Origin of the sequence: Micromonospora sp. NPDC049081 (assembly GCF_040648835.1) — a bacterium.
GTDB lineage: Bacteria > Actinomycetota > Actinomycetes > Mycobacteriales > Micromonosporaceae > Micromonospora > Micromonospora antibiotica.
Window position 1 is genome coordinate 19,477 of record NZ_JBEZEK010000035.1, and the last position, 15,621, is coordinate 35,097.

The window sequence follows — 15,621 nt, forward strand, 5'->3', positions numbered from 1 at the left end:
ACGGACCGGCGGCCCGGCGTACCTCCTTCGACGGACGGCCGGGCGCGCGGTGTCCTGCCCAGGTCGGAGGGGACCGGGCCGGGGGTGTGATGGGATCGGGAGCATGCGGATGCCGGGCTGGGCCGGCTCCGGCCGGCCGGGACGCGACCTGGCCCTGGCCGGGGCCTCCCTGATCGGCGGCCTGGCGGTGTGGGGTGCCGGTCTGCAACCCCAGTTCCCCTGGGCGCCGGACGTGCCGAGGGTGTGTTTCCTGCTGCCGCTGCTGGCGGTGAGCGTGGCCGTCGGGCTGCGCCGGGTGGCGACCCGGACCGGTCTGGCGGTGGGCACCGGGGCGGTGCTGGCCGACGCCGCGCTCGGCGTCTCGGTCGGCAGCACCGTGATCTACACCCAGGTGTTGTACGACACGTGCGTGTACGGTCCACCCCCGTTGCGGCGCTGGCTGCTGCGGGTCACCGTCGGGCTCAGTGTCGGCAGCACCGCCCTCGGCCTGCTGGTCTGGGGTTTTCGGGGTGCCGCCGTCGGGGTGCCGTTCGCGCTGCTCGGGGTCCTGCCGGTGGTCACCGGGGTCAGCGTGCGGCAGTACCGGGACCAGGCGTCGGCCGAACGGGCCCGCGCCGAGCAGACCGCCCGGCTGGTCGAGCTGGACCGGCGGCAGGCGGTGCTGGCCGAGCGGGCCCGGATGGCCCGCGAGCTGCACGACGTGGTGGCCAACCACCTCAGCGCGGTGGCCCTGCACGCCACCGCCGTGCTCGCCGCGCCCGGGCTGGACCGGCCCCGGGTCGACGCTGCGCTGCGGGTGATCCGGGAGAGCAGCGTGCAGGGGATGGCCGAGATGCGGCAGGTCATCGGGTTTCTGCGGGAGCCGTCCGTCGATCCGGCGCAGGAGGCCACCCGGGTCCGCCTGGACGAGTTGGACCAGCTGCTGGACCGGATGGCTGCGGCCGGTCTGCGGGTCCGCACGACGGTCGAGGGCCGGTCCCGGGAGCTGCCGGTCGGGGTCGACCTGGCGGCGTACCGGATCGTGCAGGAGTCGTTGACCAATGCGCTGCGCCACGGTAGGGGCACGGCGGAGCTGACCGTGGCGTACCGGCCGACGGAGGTGGTGGTGACGGTGGAGAACCCGGTCGGTTCCGGCGGGGCCGGTGCCTCGGCGGCGGTCGGTGCGGGGCTGCCGGGTGGCGGCGCGGGGCTGATCGGGATGCGGGAGCGGGCCACCCTGCTCGACGGGCAGTTCACCGGTGGCCTGCGGGACGGGTGTTGGCGGGTCCGGGCGGCGTTGCCCACCGGGGCGTCGGGGTGACCGCCCCGGTGCGGGTCGTGCTGGCCGACGACCAGGCGGCGGTGCGGGCCGGTCTGGTGTTGATCCTGGCCGGTGCGCCGGAGATCGAGGTGGTGGGCGAGGCGGCCGACGGGGAGGCGGCGGTCCGGCTCTGCCGGGAGCTGCGCCCCGACGTGGCGGTGCTCGACGTCCGGATGCCCCGGTTGGACGGGGTGTCGGCGACCCGGGAGATCGTCGCCGCCGGCACCGCCGAGGTGCTGGTCCTGACCACCTTCGACCTCGACGAGTACGTCTTCGGCGCGCTGCGTGCCGGGGCGGCCGGTTTCCTGCTCAAGGACACCGACGCGGCCGGGCTGGTGGCGGCGGTGCGTACGGTCGCCCGGGGTGAGGGGGTGATCGCCCCGACCCTGACCCGGCGTCTGATCGCGGCCTTCGCGGCGACCGCGCCGGGCGTCGGTGGGGCGGAGCGGGCCGCCGTGGCCGCGTTGACCCCCCGGGAGCGGGACGTGCTGGCCTGTCTGGGCGGCGGCCTGTCCAACCAGCAGATCGCCGACCGGCTGGCGGTGGCGGAGAGCACCGCCAAGACCCATGTCAGCCGGATCCTGGCGAAGTTGGCGCTGCGCAGCCGGGTGCAGGCGGCGATCCTGGCCCAGGAGTTGGCCCTGCCGGTGCCGCCGCCGTGACCCGGGCGGCCCGGTCGACCTCCCCGACGACGTGGCACCCGGTCCGTCAGCGGGGGGGCACGCAGAGAGCTTCACACGCATTGATGTAAATCTATTGACTGCTCTCCCGGGCGGTCATATGGTGCGTTACCAGGGGCTTCCCGGCCAGCACCTGTCGTCCGACGCCGCGCCCGGCCGGAGATCAGCCGGATCGGAGGAATGGCCATGATCGCTTCCAGGCGGTCCGTCCTGACGGCGGGCGGCATCCTCGCCGCCACCACCGTCGCCGCCCTCGGTATGACCACGATCGCCAGTGGCACGCCCGCCACCGCCACCCCGGCCGGCGGGTGCACCGCCACGGTCCGGGTCGACTCCCGCTGGGGCAGCGGTGAGAGTGGCGGCCAGATCGTCACCTTCACCGTCGCGAACACCTCGTCGGCGACCGCCACCCGGTGGACGGTCACCTGGCCGCTCGCCGACGGCCAACGGATCGTGTCGTCCTGGAACACCTCGATCGCCGCGACGGGCGGCACCGCGACCGCGACCAACGCTCCGTACAACGGGGTGCTGCCGTCGGGCGCGTCGACCACCTTCGGTGTCCAGCTCGCCGGCCCCACCACCGCACCCACGCCGAGCTGCACCAACGACGCCGTCCCGCCGACCACCACCAGCCCGCCGACCGGGGCCGACGTCACCGTCCGCGAGATCGACAACCAGCGCACCGTCACCCTGTACGTCGGGCAGACGCTGGGCGTGACCCTGCCGGCCGACTACCTGCCGGTCACCACCACCGGCAACGCGCTGACCCCCGTGTCGACCAGCGGCGGCTTCCCGACCGGGCAACCCCTCGTGGCGACGCTGCGGGCCGTGACCCCGGGCACCGCCGAGCTGACCACCCACACCGACTACGCCTGCCGGCACACCACCCCGCCGTGCGCCCCGGCGAGCGTGCTGTGGCGGCTGCAGGTCGCGGTCATCGAGCTGCCGCCGACCGACGCCGGGCAGACCGTCGTCGTCTCCGCGCCCGACAACCAGCGTGACCTCACGCTGCGCGTCGGTGACACGCTCGTGGTGAGCCTGGCCAGCAACTACCTGCCCCCGACGCTCTCCCCCGCCGGGGTCGTCGTGCCCGCCGAGGTGACCGGCGGCTACCCGAGCGGCCAGCCGCTCATCGCCCGCTACGTGGCGACCGCCCCCGGCCGGGTCGACGTCTCCACCATCACCGACAACCTCTGCCGGCACCAGCCGACCCCCTGCCCGTCCCCCCAGGTGCGCTGGGTGGTGCACCTGACCGTCACCAGCTGAACTCCGCACCGCCGACCTGCACCCCGACCCGCCGGTGGCCCGCCCCCGGCGGGTCGCCCCGGAGCCGGCGTCGAGTCCCTGCTCAGGGCATGTCACGCTGGAGCGGTGAGCGAGCCGGACGGGATGGAACTGACGGCCACCCTGCGCCGGATCGAACGGGCGGCGGGGGCGCTGGCCACGGCCAGCGTGGCCCGGATGGACGAGAGTCTGCCCTGGTTCCGTGAGCTGCCGGCCGAGCAGCGCTCCTGGGTGATGCTGGTGGCGCAGGCCGGGGCCCGGTCCCTGGTCGAGTGGCTGGGTTCCGGCGGTGGCACCACCGACAGCACCCAGGAGGTGTCCGACGAGGTCTTCGCCACCGCGCCGCTGGCCCTGGCCCGGTCGATCAGCCTCCAGCAGACGGTCGCGCTGATCAAGGTGACCATCGACGTGGTCGAGGAGCAGGTGTCGCACCTGGCCGCGCCCGGCGAGGAGCAGCAGCTACGCGAGGCGGTGCTGCGGTTCTCCCGGGAGATCGCCTTCGCCGCCGCCCGGGTGTACGCCCGCGCCGCCGAGTCCCGGGGCTCCTGGGACGCCCGGTTGCAGGCGCTGCTGGTCGACGCCCTGCTGCGCGGGGACTCCCCCGACGTGCTGGCCAGCCGGGCCGCCGCACTGGGCTGGGCGGACGCCCCACCGGTGGCGGTGGCCGTCGGGCGGTCCCCCGGCGGGGAGGTGTCCGCCGTGCTGCACACCGTCTACCGGTACGCCCGCCGGATCGGGGTGGAGGTGATCGGCGGTGTGCACGGCGACCGGCTGGTGATCGTGCTCGGTGGCGCGGCCGACCCGATGGCCGCCACCGAGAAGCTGCTCCCCGGGTTCGGTGACGGGCCGGTGGTGGTCGGTCCCGCCGTACCCAGTCTGGACGAGGCGACGGACTCGGCACGGGCCGCGTTGGCCGGCTACCGGGCGGCGCCGGCCTGGCCGACCGCGCCCCGGCCGGTGCCGGCGGCGGACCTGCTGCCCGAACGGGCCCTCGCCGGTGACGCCGAGGCCCGCCGCCGGCTGCGCCACGACGTGTACGCCGCCCTGGTGCGTGCCGGCGGCGAACTGCTGGAGACGTTGGACGCCTTCTTCGCCGCCGGTGGGACGCTGGAGAGCGCGGCCCGTGCCCTGTTCGTCCACCCCAACACCGTGCGTTACCGACTGCGTCGGATCGCCGAGGTGACCGGATTCTCGCCCCTGACCCCCCGGGACGCGTTCGCCCTCCAGGTCGCGCTGACGGTGGGCCGGCTGGATCCGATCGCGCCGGCCGGGATACCCGGGCCGAGCCAGAAATGACCCCGGGTAGCCTGAGCAGCACCGCTGAACGACGATCACCACCGATGTTTGTAGGAAACCTCCAAGACTTCTAGTGCGGTTTGGTGTCAGCCCGCACAGCGCTTACCCGGGGGTATCGGGAAGAGTCATAGACGTGCTCGCCGTCCTCTCTCCCGGCCAGGGTTCCCAGAAGCCCGGCTTCCTGACGCCCTGGCTCGCCCTGCGTGGCGTCGAGTCACGGCTGCGTTGGTGGTCGGTGCCGGCCGGGGTCGACCTGGTCCGGCTCGGCACCGAGGCGGACGCCGACGAGATCCGCGACACCGCCCGCACCCAGCCGCTGCTGGTGGCCTCGGCCCTGCTGGCCGCCGAGCAGCTGCCCCTGCACGACGTGGACCTGGTCGCCGGGCACAGCGTCGGCGAGCTGGCCGCCGCCGCACTGGCCGGGGTGTTCTCCGCCGAGACGGCGATCACCCTCGCCGGGGTGCGCGGCCGGGAGATGGCCGCCGCCTGTTCCCTGGAATCGACCGGGATGGCCGCCGTCCTCGGCGGCGACCCGGACGAGGTGCTCGCCGCCCTGGCCACCCACGGGCTGCACCCGGCCAACCGCAACGGCGGTGGCCAGGTGGTGGCCGCCGGCACGCTCGACGCCCTGGACAAGCTCGCCGCCGAGCCCCCCGCGAAGGCCCGGATCATCCGGCTCCAGGTCGCCGGGGCGTTCCACACCCCCTACATGGCCCCCGCCGAGGAGGCGCTGGCCGTCGTCGCCGCCGGGATCACCCCGTCGGCCCCGGTCCGGATCCTGCTCTCCGACCTCGACGGCACTGCCGTCCCGCACGGCCGGGAACTGGTCCACCGGCTGGTCCGGCAGGTCACCGCGCCGGTGCGCTGGGACCTGTGCATGCGGACGCTGGCCGACCTGGGGGTCACCGGCGTGCTCGAACTCCCCCCGGCCGGCACCCTCGCCGGGCTGGTCAAGCGGGAGCTCAAGGGCACCGGTGCACCGGAGATCGTCACCCTGAACACCCCCGCCGACCTGCCCGCCGCCCGGGACCTGATCGCCCGGCACAGCGGCCCGCCCGGTCGCCGGCCGACGTCGCGCTCCCGGGTCGTCGTCGCCCCCGCTGTGGGCACCTTCGCCCCGGTGGAGGGTCTCACCGAGGGCGCCGAACTGAGCACCGGCCAGGTGCTCGGGCAGATCACCACCCGGCAGGGGCCGGTCGAGGTGACCGCCCACGACAGCGGCCCGCTCACCGAGTGGCTCGCCCACCAGGACGACCCGGTCGCGCCGGGCCGCCCCATCGCCCGCATCGGAGGCCAGGCATGAGCGGCAGTCGGATCGTCGCCCTCGGGCACTACCAGCCTTCCCGGGTGGTGACCAACAACGACATCGCCCAGTTCGTCGACACCAACGACGAGTGGATCCGGGACCGGGTCGGCATCGCCAGCCGGCGCATCGCCGACGGCGAGACGGTGGCCGACATGGCCACCGCCGCCGCCGACAAGGCGCTTGCCAACTCGGGCCTCACCGCCGCCGACATCGATCTGGTGGTCGTCGCCACCTGCACCTCGATCGACCGCAGCCCCAACGTGGCCTGCCGGGTCGCCGCCAAGCTGGGCATCACCGCCCCGGGCGCGTTCGACCTCAACACCGCCTGCTCCGGCTTCGCCTACGCGCTGGGCACCGTCGACCACGCCATCCGGGCCGGCGCGTCGCGCAACGCGCTGGTCATCGGCGCGGAGAAGCTCTCCGACTTCACCGACTGGACGGACCGCTCCACCTGCATCATCTTCGCCGACGGCGCGGGTGCCGCGGTGGTCACCGCCACCACCGGCGACGAGCCGGCCGGGATCGGCCCGGTGGTGTGGGGCTCCGCACCGGACAAGAGCGACGCGGTACGCATCGAGGGCTGGCGGCCGTACATCGCGCAGGAGGGGCAGTCGGTGTTCCGCTGGGCCACCACCGCGCTGGCCCCGCTGGCCCTGCAGGCGTGCGAGAAGGCCGGCGTCGACCCGTCCGAGCTGGCCGCGTTCGTGCCGCACCAGGCCAACTCGCGGATCATCGACGGCATCGCCAAGCGGCTGAACATCCCGCAGGCGATCATCGCCAAGGACATCGTCGAGTCCGGCAACACCTCGGCGGCGAGCGTGCCGCTGGCCCTGTCCAAGCTGGTCGAGCGCCGGGAGGTGCCCTCGGGCGCACCGGTGCTGCTGTTCGGTTTCGGCGGCGGTCTGACCTACGCCGGTCAGGTCGTCCGCTGCCCCTGAAGACCCGCCGTGGTCGGCGACCGCGGCGCACCGCCATCCGGCGGAGAACAAACCCCGATGAGAGGAACCCACCGCAATGACCCGTGACGAGATCACCTCCGGCCTCGCCGAGATCCTCGAAGAGGTTGCCGGGGTGAACCCGGACGACGTGGCCGAGGGGAAGTCCTTCACCGACGACCTCGACGTCGACTCGCTGTCGATGGTGGAGGTCGTGGTCGCCGCCGAGGAGAAGTTCGGCGTCAAGATCCCGGACAACGAGGTGCAGAACCTGAAGACCGTCGGGGACGCCGTCAGCTTCATCGAGGCGCAGTCCTGAGATGAGTCGCATCGACGTCGTCGTCACCGGGCTCGGCGCGACCACCCCGCTGGGCGGGGACGTCGCGTCGACCTGGGACGCCATGCTCGCCGGCCGCTCCGGGGTGGGTCCGCTCACCCAGGAGTGGGCCGGCCAGCTCCCGGTCCGGATCGCCGCCCAACTCGCGGTGGAGCCGACCGAGGTGCTGGACCGGGTCAAGCTGCGCCGGCTGGACCGCTCCGAGGCGATCGCGCTCATCGCGGCGCAGCAGGCCTGGGCGGACTCCGGGCTCGCCGACTCCGGGCTCGACCCGGAGCGGTTGGGGGCCAGCGTCGGCTCGGGCATCGGGGGCGCCCTGACCCTGCTCGCGCAGGACGACATCCTGGAGGCGTCCGGCCCGCGCCGGGTCTCCCCGCACACCATCCCGATGCTGATGCCCAACGGTCCCGCCGCCTGGGTGGGGTTGGAGCTGGGCGCGCAGGCCGGGGTGCACTCGGTGGCGAGCGCCTGCGCGACCGGCGCGGAGGCGATCGCACTCGGCCTGGACATGATCCGGTCCGGTCGGGCCGACGTGGTGGTGGCCGGCGGCACCGAGGCGGTCATCCACCCACTGCCGATCGCCGGGTTCAGCTCCATGCGGGCCATGTCGACCCGTAACGACGAGCCGGAGCAGGCCTCCCGGCCGTGGGACAAGAGCCGCGACGGCTTCGTCCTCGGCGAGGGCGCCGGCATCCTGGTGTTGGAGCGCGCCGACCACGCCGCCGCCCGGGGCGCGCACGTCTACGCCCGGCTCGCCGGTGCGGGCATCACCTCCGACGGGTACGACATCGTCCAGCCGCACCCCGAGGGGGCCGGCGCGATCCGGGCCATCGCCAAGGCGATCGCCGACGCGGACGTGGCCAAGGCCGACATCGTGCACGTCAACGCGCACGCCACCTCGACGCCGGTGGGCGACCTGGCCGAGATCAAGGCGCTGCACCGGGCGCTCGGTGACCATCCGGTGCTGACCGCCACCAAGTCGATGACCGGGCACCTGCTCGGCGCGGCCGGCGCGTTGGAGTCGATCGCCACCATCCTGACCATCCGCGACGGCGTCATCCCGCCGACGATCAACCTGGACGACCCGGACGACGGCCTCGACATGGACGTGGCCGCGAACAAGGTCCGCCACCTGGACGTGCCGGCGGCGCTGAACAACTCGTTCGGCTTCGGCGGCCACAACGTCGCTCTGGTCTTCACCCGCTCCTGACGGCAGCAGCAGTCTGACGGCCCGGCCCCCTCGGGGTGCCGGGCCGTCGGCGTCCAGCGTGGTCGGGCGGCGAGCGGTGGGGCGGATCCGCGGAAACCGTGCAGTGATCATGGGCTTGGTCGCCGCAAACGGTCAGCAGGGCCGGCCATCCGTCGGCTAGCATCCGTCGGCCGCCGCAACCGACGGCGGCAACTCCAACGGGGAAACGGGACGATGATCCGACGTACGACCGCACTTGCCGCGCTCACCCTCACCCTCACCGCCGGCTGCGCCGGTGACACCACGGAGCGGGCGACGACGCCCGCGCCGTCGACCAGCCCGACCGCCTCGCCGGTCGCCGCCGGTCCACCGTGGTACGACGACGTCGCCCCGGCCGCCGCCGCCACCACGGTCGGCCCGAAAGGCAGCGCCTGCACGCTGTCGATGACCTTCTCGGTGCCGGCGAAGTGGAAGGTCAAGGCGGTGAAGGGCGGGGCCGATCTCAAGCTCGGCCCGGCCGTGCCGCTGTGCGAGATCGACGCGAAGCCGGCCGGGAACATCGGTTTCCTGCGGGTCTGGCAGATCACCGGGGCCGCGCCGCTGAACCCGCAGGTCACCGTGGACAAGTACCTCGCCGCGTTCAACAGCCCGAAGGAGCAGCAGTACCGGCGGACCAAGGCCGGCCCGCTGGACGCCTTCGAGGCCACCTGGACCGAGGACGGCGAACCCAACCGGGCGATCCTGGTGTCCACCCTGTACGGCACGCTGATGATCACCCTCGACGGCCTGGACGCCGAGGAGTTCGAGGAGATGCTGCCGGCGTACCAGCTGGCGAAGTCGAGCGCCGACCTGCCGAAGTGACCGCGCCGTGCGTCCGGCCCGCCCGAGGGTGGGCCGGACGCACGGGCCGACCGGTCCGCCCCCTCGCGGCCGGACGCACAGGTGGCCGGTCAGCGGGGTGCCGGCACCGCCTCCCGGGCCAGGGTGACCGCGCCGAGCAGCGCCGCGTCGTCGGCGAACCGGGACAGCACCACGTCGGGGCGGTTCGGGAGCACCTCGGCCAGCCGGTCGACGAGCAGCCCCCGGATCAGCGCGCTGCCGGCCACCCCGCCGACCAGCACCACCCGCTGCGGATCGAGCAGCAGGCAGCAGGTGACCAGGTGCCGGGCCAGCTCGTCGACCCGGGCGGTGAGCGCGTCACGGGCCACGCCGGGCAGCTCGGCGGCGGCGGCCAGCCCGGCCGCGTGCCCGGCCACCCCCAGCTCGTCGGCCAACCGGTCCAGCGCCCGGCCGGAGAAGTCCAGCTCCAGCATGGTGCCCGGCCAGGGGCCGCCGGCCACCGCGTACCCGATCTCGCCGGCCGCGCCCCGATGCCCGGCGAGGACCCGGCCGCCGACGGTGACCGCCGCCGCCACGCCGGTGCCGATCCCCACCACCAGCCCGGGGTCGGCGTCACGCAGCGCGCCGAGGCGCAGCTCGGCCAGGGCGGCGGCGTTCAGGTCGTTGTCCACCGCCACCCGGGCCACCCCGAGGGCGGCGGACACGGCGTCGGCCAGTCGCAACCGTTCCCAGCCGGGCACGTTCGGGGCCAGGTCGATGCCGTCGGGGCGGACCACCCCCGGTGAGGCCACCCCGGCCGCCACGAGTGGTCCGCCGACCTCGGCGACCAGCGTGGCCGCCAACTCCAGCGCCCGGTCCAACGCCTGCGGGGCGCCCCGCTCGGCGTGGGTGGCGATCCGCCGGTGGGCCAGCAGCCGACCGGTGCCGTCGGCCACCCCGACGGCCATCTTGGTGCCGCCGAAGTCGATGCCGAGCAGCCGCTCGTCGGTGCGGGTGCCGGCGGCGGCCCGGCCGGCCAGTCGCATGCTCACCTGGTCCACCGTCCGGTCACCACCGTCGACCGCGGTCGCGTCGGTGCCCCGCCGGACAGCCGGGCCGGACCGGAGCCGGATCGTCGGATCGACGCGCTCACCGGCCGGCCACCTCGGCGGCGACCGTGTCCAGCGCCTCGTCGGCGCGGGCCAGCCGGTCCCGGGTCGCGGCGAGCCGGTCGGCGACGGCGTCGAACGCGACCCGCAGGGTGCCGACCTGGGCGCGGACGGCGGCGGCACCCGGCCCGTCCACCTGCACCCGGTCCAGCACCAGGTCGGGCTGGACGGCGGCGGCGATCAGGTCGGCGACGGCGTCGTCGGTCAGCCGGTCGGTCAGCCCGTCGGCGGCGGCCCGGACCCCCTCGGCGGTCCAGGTGTCCGGCGCACCGGCCCGGACCAGCCGGCCGACGACCGAGTGGGCGGCCCGGAACGGCACCCCGTGCCGGGTCAACGCGTCGGCCGCCGCGGTGGTGGTGGCCCCGGACGCGACGATCTCCTCCCGGGTCGGCGGGTGCAGCGGCTCCAGTTCGGCGAGGAAGCCGCCGACCAGGGCGAAGAACCGGTCCGCCCGGTCGTTGCTGTCCCAGAGCCGGACCTGCACGTCGGTGGTGGCGTTGTTGGAGTCCTCCCACCAGGCCGCCCCGACGTTGTTGAGCACCGACGCGGCGTCGGCGGCGCTCGCGCCGGCCATCGACACCAGGTGCTCCAGCACCACCGGGTTGCGTTTCTGCGGCATGATGCTGCTGCCCTGGGTGAAGTCGCCGGGGGTGGCCACCCACTGCCAGGTCAGCCAGTCCATCAGGGTGCGGGCCAGCCGGGCGCCGGTCGCCAGGGCCTGGGCGTTGAGGGTGCCCACCCGCACCAGGTGGTCGGCCCCGGCGACCGCCTCGTAGGAGTTGGTCACCAGGCCGTCGAAGCCGAGCAGCTCGGCCACCCGGGCCGGGGCGATGTCCAGGTCGGTGCCGGCGAACGCGCAGGACCCCAGGGGCGAGACGTTGAGCTGGTCGATCACGTCGGCGTACGCGGTGGCCTCACCGGCCAGCGCCTCGGCGTAACCGGCCAGCGCGTGCCCGATGGTGGTGGGCTGGGCGGGCCGGCGGTGGGTGTAACCGGTGATCACCACGTCGGCGTACCGGTCGGCGACGTCCAGGGCGGTCCGGCCGGTGGTCAGCACCCGGTCCAGCACGTCGAGGAGCTGGCCGCGCAGCAGCATCCGGAACACCCCGGCGTCGAGGTCGTTGCGGCTGCGGGCCATCTGCACGTCCAGTTCGGACGCCGGCACGCCGCACGCCTGCGCGAGCGTCTTCTCCAGCAGGTAGTAGGTGTCCTCGAAGCTGCCGTCGAACGCCGGGGCCGGACTGTCGTCGGCGCGCAGCGTGGCCAGCCCGCGCAACAGTCGGGCACCCCGCTCGGCCGGGACGAGGCCCTGCTCGGTCAGCATCACCACGTGCGCCTGGCTGGCGCGCACCATCGCCGGGTAGAGGTGCCCGACGTGGTGGTCGTAGGTCGGGGCCAGGTGGTGCCGCTGGTAGGTGGTCAGCTCGCTCATGGCGGTTCCTTACTTCCTTCCGGGCCGGGACGCGGCGCGGGGGCCGGCTCCCGGGTTCTCGGCTGGTCGGTCGGTCAGGCCCAGCAGCCGTTCGGCGTTACCGGCGAAGATCGTCCGGAGGTGGTCGTCGGGCATCCCCAGCTCGCGGCAGACCCGCAACTGGTCGTCGAGGTAGCGGGTGACGTAGCCGCGCGGGAACCACGACGAGTCGCTGCCGTACACGATGCGCTGCGGGCCGATCGTCTCGTAGCAGCGGCGGAACAGGTCCTCCAACGTCAGCTTGTACGGCATCCAGCGCACCCACTGGTTGGAGCCGGACGTGTCGACGTGGATGTTGGGGCAGCCCCAGGCGGCGAAGAGCAGATCCTGCACGTGCTGGACGCCGAAGTGCGGCACCACCACGTTCAGCTCGGGGAAGCGGCGGGCCATCCGGGCCAGCTCGTCGGGGCCGCCGTACCGGCCGAAGGAGAGGCCGCCGGCGCTGCCGTAGTGGCCGATGTGGATCAGCACCGGCACCCCGAGGCGCTGGGCGGTGGACCACAGCGGGTCCAGGTCGGCGTGGTCCAGCGGGCCGCGTAGCAGCGGGGCGAACAGCTTCAGCCCGCGCAGCCCCCGTTCGGTCACCGCGCGTTCCAGCTCGGCGGCGGCCCCCGGCGAGTACGGGTCGTGGTGGGCGAAGCCGAGCAGCAGGTCCGGGTGCCGGTCGACCACGTCGGCGACGGTGTCGTTGCCGCCGCCGGTGACGAAGACCGCCCGCCGTACCCCGACCGCACGCAGCTCGTCGGCCCACCGGTCGGCCTCGTCCTGCCAGCGTGGGGCGGGCGGCTCGGGGTCGGGGAAGCTCCACGCCTGCCGCCACGCCTTCGCGTACGGGGCGGAGCCGGCGGCCCGGACGGCCCGCTCGTGTTCCCCGCCGGGGTGCATCCCGGCGGCGTCCTCGCAGGCGTGGATCGTCTCGTCGGTGCCGATGCGGAAGTGCAGGTGGAAGTCGACGATGTCGAGTCCCCGGTCCACGCTCACCGCTCTCCCCCGGTCACCGTCGTCGGGTCACCGGCCGCCGGGGTCGGCCCGTCGGCCGGGGTCGGCCCGTCGGTCGTCGCGTCGGGTAGCGGGTCGGCGGTGGGTGGGGCGGGCGGTGGGGCGGCCACCCAGGCGGCGACGATCTCCCGCAGCCGCGCGCCGGCCGTGGCGCGGACCTGCCGGCCGGCTGCCTCGGAGGCCAGCGAGATGTGCCCGGACCAGCCCTGCCACGGGTCGGGACGGGACTCGACCAGCACGTAGGGATGGCCGACCGGCAGCTTCGGCTTCGGCGGCAGGTCGGTCACGGCGTCGAGGCGGACCGCGCCGGGATCGAACCCGAGCACCCCGGAGGTCTCGTACGCGCCGCCGTGCCCCCGGGCGGTCAGCGGCCCGTACAGCTCGGTGGTCTCCGCCGGGGTGACCAGTTGGAACCAGTTGACCAGCAGCAGGCTGGCGGTTCGCCGGCCGGAGACCCATTCCATCGCGGCCCGCACGGTGGACATGTTGGCGTCGTGGCCGTTGACGATCAGCAGCCGGGGGAAACCGGCGGCGACGATCCCCTCGATCACGTCGGCGAGGTAGCCGACGGCGATCTCCGGCCGGATCGACACCGTGCCCGGCCAGGGCCGGGTCTGCCCCGGGCAGGCCGCATACGGCACCGCCGGGAAGAGCACCCCGCGCGGCCCGGGGAAGCCGGTGGTCGTATCCCCCAAGGACCCGGCGGCCGGCGCGGACCCGGCGGCCGACGCGACAGCGCCACCGGCCCCGGCGGCGGGGCCGGATGTGCCGCCGGCCCCGGCGGCCGGGCCGGATGTGCCGCCGGCCCCGGCGGCCGGGCTGGACGTGCCGCCGGCCCCGGCGGCCGGGCTGGACGTGCCGCCGGCTTCGGCGGCGAAGCCTTCGGCGAGGATCAGGTCGGTGCCGAGCGGCAGGTGCGGGCCGTGCCACTCGACGGCGCCGACGGGCAGCACCGCGTAGTCCGCCGCCGCCGCGACGGCGGCCAGTTCGCCGCCGGGAATCCGGGTGGCGGGCAGCAGCCCGCCACCGGTCGGCCAGGTCACGCCGTCCACTTCGCCGCCTCCCGGGTGGCCCGGCCGCCGTTCTGCAGGCGGCCGGAGAACACCATCACCAAGAAGATCAACACCACCTGGAGCATGCCGTACGCGGCGGCGGTGCCGACCTCGAACGAGTACATCCGGTTGTTGATCTCGACCGAGATGGGTGCCGTCTCCGAGGTGTAGATCAGCACCGAGGCGACGAACTCGCCCACCCCGTTGACGAAGGCGAGCAGCGCGCCGGCCAGCACACCGGGCAGCATCAGCCGCAGGGTGACCGTGCCGAACGCCCGCCACCAGGGGGCGCCGAGGTTGCGGGCCGCTTCCTCCAACGACGGGTCGATCTGCGCCAGCGTCGCCGAACTCGACCGGAACACCAACGGCAGGAACCGCACGAAGTACGCCAACGGCATGATCCAGAAGGTGCCGATCAGCACCTGACCGAAGCTGAACGCGTTACCCGTGCTGAACGCGGAGATCAGGTTGATCGCCACCACCGTGCCGGGCAGCGCCCAGGCCAGCATGACCGCCACGTCGAGCAGCCCCCGGCCCCGGAAGTCGAGCCGGCGCACCGCGTACGCGATCAGCACACCGACCACCACACAGCCGACCGTGGCGAGCAGGCTCATCTGCAACGAGTTGAGGATCGGCCGGTACGCCCCCGGGTCGGAGAAGATCGTGACGAAGTTCTGCATCGTGTACTCCGACGGGATCACCTCCGTGGTCCACGAGCCGTCCAGGGAGAAGGCGACCAGGGCGATCGTCGCCACCGGGGCGAGCAGCACCATGGTGGCCAGCACCGAGGCGACCAGGGCCAGCCACTTGCCGAGCGGGTTGGTGATCTCCCGGCGGTGCGAGGCGACGCCCTTGGACTGGGAGCGGTAGCTGCGCCGCCCCTCGTACCAGCGCATCCCGAGCAGGAACAGCACCGAGGACACCGCCAGCACCGACGCGTAGGTCGAGGCCATCGGCAGGTCGCCGTTGGTGCGGTTGATGTAGATCTGCATGGTCATCGTGCGGTCCACGCCGAACAGCAACGGCGCGGTGTACGACGCCAGCGACGTCATGAAGACCAGCAGCGACGCGGAGACCAGCGCCGGGGTGAGCATCGGCAGCAGCACGGTGCGCCACACCCGTACCCGGCTCGCGCCCAGGTTGTAGGCCGCCTCCTCCACCGACGGGTCCATCCCGACCAGGGCGGCCGAGGCGGCGAGGTAGAAGAACGGGTACATGGTGAAGGTGTGCACCACCAGCACCCCGGCGATGCCGGTGAACGGCAGCACCGGGTTCTCCGTGCCGAGGAGCTGTTGCAGGCCGCGCGGCAGGATGCCGGTCTCGCTGTAGAGCAGCTGGAACGAGATCGCCCCGATCAGCGGCGGCAGCGCCGCCGGCACCAGGATGATCGCCTCGATCAGCCGCCGCCCGGGAAACGAGAAGCGCTTGAGCAGGAAGGCCATCGCCACCCCGACGATCCCACAGAGCAGCACGCTGGCCGCCGAGATCATCAGCGAGGTGAGCAGCGCCGACCGGGCCACCCCGGAGCCGGTGACGAACTCCGTGTAGTTGGCCACCCCCTCCACCCCGACGCTCTCGGCGAAGGTGGCGAACATCGGCTGCACCACGTAGCCGAAGAGGATCAGCGCCAGCGGGAAGACCAGCAGGTACGGAAACCAGGGCGAGTTGGCGTTGAGGCCACGCCGGGGCCGGTCGACCTTCGGCGGGACGGGATCCTGGGTGACCGGCGGCACGGTCGCCGCACTCGGCGCGGCGGGAATGGTACTCACGGCGTCACCTCAGTT

14 protein-coding genes are annotated in these 15,621 nt (G+C 74.0%); 9 read left to right on the forward strand and 5 right to left on the reverse strand.

All coding sequences use genetic code 11. The features are described from left to right. Window positions 1-109 precede the first annotated feature (109 nt). From AB0B63_RS30090 to AB0B63_RS30130, 9 genes are all read left to right on the forward strand, one after another. Window positions 110-1,300: a histidine kinase gene (locus AB0B63_RS30090; RefSeq protein WP_208568926.1), complete on the forward strand. Its 1,191-nt coding sequence runs from the start codon at window positions 110-112 to the stop codon at window positions 1,298-1,300. After that, complete coding sequence (locus tag AB0B63_RS30095; RefSeq protein WP_219464125.1) at window positions 1,297-1,962, forward strand: response regulator transcription factor; 666 nt, start codon at window positions 1,297-1,299, stop codon at window positions 1,960-1,962. The genes AB0B63_RS30090 and AB0B63_RS30095 overlap by 4 nt, the downstream gene beginning before the upstream one ends. Window positions 1,963-2,166: 204 nt before the next feature. Further along, complete coding sequence (locus AB0B63_RS30100; RefSeq protein ID WP_357024893.1) at window positions 2,167-3,246, forward strand: cellulose binding domain-containing protein; 1,080 nt, start codon at window positions 2,167-2,169, stop codon at window positions 3,244-3,246. 123 nt (window positions 3,247-3,369) lie between these two features. Then, complete coding sequence (locus AB0B63_RS30105) at window positions 3,370-4,560, forward strand: helix-turn-helix domain-containing protein (protein ID WP_208568955.1); 1,191 nt, start codon at window positions 3,370-3,372, stop codon at window positions 4,558-4,560. Window positions 4,561-4,693: 133 nt separating this feature from the next. Next, on the forward strand, window positions 4,694-5,863 hold the full coding sequence (locus AB0B63_RS30110; RefSeq protein WP_357024896.1) for an acyltransferase domain-containing protein: 1,170 nt from the start codon (window positions 4,694-4,696) through the stop codon (window positions 5,861-5,863). Beyond that, window positions 5,860-6,804 carry a beta-ketoacyl-ACP synthase III gene (locus AB0B63_RS30115; protein WP_208568922.1) on the forward strand — a complete coding sequence of 315 codons (945 nt, stop codon included), beginning with the start codon at window positions 5,860-5,862 and terminating at the stop codon, window positions 6,802-6,804. The genes AB0B63_RS30110 and AB0B63_RS30115 overlap by 4 nt, the downstream gene beginning before the upstream one ends. A 76-nt stretch (window positions 6,805-6,880) precedes the next feature. Next, window positions 6,881-7,120 carry an acyl carrier protein gene (locus AB0B63_RS30120; RefSeq protein WP_067313076.1) on the forward strand — a complete coding sequence of 80 codons (240 nt, stop codon included), beginning with the start codon at window positions 6,881-6,883 and terminating at the stop codon, window positions 7,118-7,120. Window position 7,121: 1 nt separating this feature from the next. Next, window positions 7,122-8,348 (forward strand): beta-ketoacyl-ACP synthase II, encoded by a 1,227-nt coding sequence (gene fabF / locus AB0B63_RS30125; RefSeq protein WP_357024900.1) that lies wholly within the window; start codon window positions 7,122-7,124, stop codon window positions 8,346-8,348. Window positions 8,349-8,561: 213 nt separating this feature from the next. Further along, on the forward strand, window positions 8,562-9,188 hold the full coding sequence (locus AB0B63_RS30130; RefSeq protein WP_357024903.1) for a lipoprotein: 627 nt from the start codon (window positions 8,562-8,564) through the stop codon (window positions 9,186-9,188). An 89-nt stretch (window positions 9,189-9,277) separates the two neighbouring features. Here AB0B63_RS30130 and AB0B63_RS30135 read toward each other — a convergent pair whose 3' ends face one another. From AB0B63_RS30135 to AB0B63_RS30155, 5 genes are all read right to left on the reverse strand, one after another. Further along, on the reverse strand, window positions 9,278-10,192 hold the full coding sequence (locus AB0B63_RS30135; RefSeq protein ID WP_357024939.1) for an ROK family protein: 915 nt from the start codon (window positions 10,190-10,192) through the stop codon (window positions 9,278-9,280). 103 nt (window positions 10,193-10,295) lie between these two features. Further along, the gene (locus tag AB0B63_RS30140; RefSeq protein ID WP_357024906.1) at window positions 10,296-11,747 is read right to left on the reverse strand and encodes a lyase family protein; all 1,452 of its coding nucleotides are present in this window, start codon (window positions 11,745-11,747) and stop codon (window positions 10,296-10,298) included. Window positions 11,748-11,756: 9 nt separating this feature from the next. Continuing rightward, a complete protein-coding gene (locus AB0B63_RS30145; RefSeq protein WP_208568918.1) occupies window positions 11,757-12,767 on the reverse strand; it encodes an amidohydrolase family protein in 1,011 nt (336 codons plus the stop codon). Further along, window positions 12,764-13,828 carry a creatininase family protein gene (locus tag AB0B63_RS30150; RefSeq protein ID WP_357024909.1) on the reverse strand — a complete coding sequence of 355 codons (1,065 nt, stop codon included), beginning with the start codon at window positions 13,826-13,828 and terminating at the stop codon, window positions 12,764-12,766. Before AB0B63_RS30150 ends, AB0B63_RS30145 begins: the two co-directional genes overlap by 4 nt. Next, on the reverse strand, window positions 13,825-15,606 hold the full coding sequence (locus AB0B63_RS30155) for an iron ABC transporter permease (protein ID WP_357024912.1): 1,782 nt from the start codon (window positions 15,604-15,606) through the stop codon (window positions 13,825-13,827). Before AB0B63_RS30155 ends, AB0B63_RS30150 begins: the two co-directional genes overlap by 4 nt. Between the last annotated feature and the right edge of the window lie 15 nt (window positions 15,607-15,621).

Excerpts from the sequence above, each read along its gene's own strand:
- AB0B63_RS30090 (WP_208568926.1), top strand. The coding sequence starts at position 110 with ATGCCGGGCTGGGCCGGCTCCGGCCGGCCGGGACGCGACCTGGCCCTG.
- AB0B63_RS30100 (WP_357024893.1), top strand. The coding sequence starts at position 2,167 with ATGATCGCTTCCAGGCGGTCCGTCCTGACGGCGGGCGGCATCCTCGCC.
- AB0B63_RS30105 (WP_208568955.1), top strand. The coding sequence starts at position 3,370 with ATGGAACTGACGGCCACCCTGCGCCGGATCGAACGGGCGGCGGGGGCG.
- AB0B63_RS30115 (WP_208568922.1), top strand. The coding sequence starts at position 5,860 with ATGAGCGGCAGTCGGATCGTCGCCCTCGGGCACTACCAGCCTTCCCGG.
- AB0B63_RS30120 (WP_067313076.1), top strand. The coding sequence starts at position 6,881 with ATGACCCGTGACGAGATCACCTCCGGCCTCGCCGAGATCCTCGAAGAG.
- fabF (WP_357024900.1), top strand. The coding sequence starts at position 7,122 with ATGAGTCGCATCGACGTCGTCGTCACCGGGCTCGGCGCGACCACCCCG.
- AB0B63_RS30130 (WP_357024903.1), top strand. The coding sequence starts at position 8,562 with ATGATCCGACGTACGACCGCACTTGCCGCGCTCACCCTCACCCTCACC.
- AB0B63_RS30135 (WP_357024939.1), bottom strand. The coding sequence starts at position 10,192 with ATGCGACTGGCCGGCCGGGCCGCCGCCGGCACCCGCACCGACGAGCGG.
- AB0B63_RS30140 (WP_357024906.1), bottom strand. The coding sequence starts at position 11,747 with ATGAGCGAGCTGACCACCTACCAGCGGCACCACCTGGCCCCGACCTAC.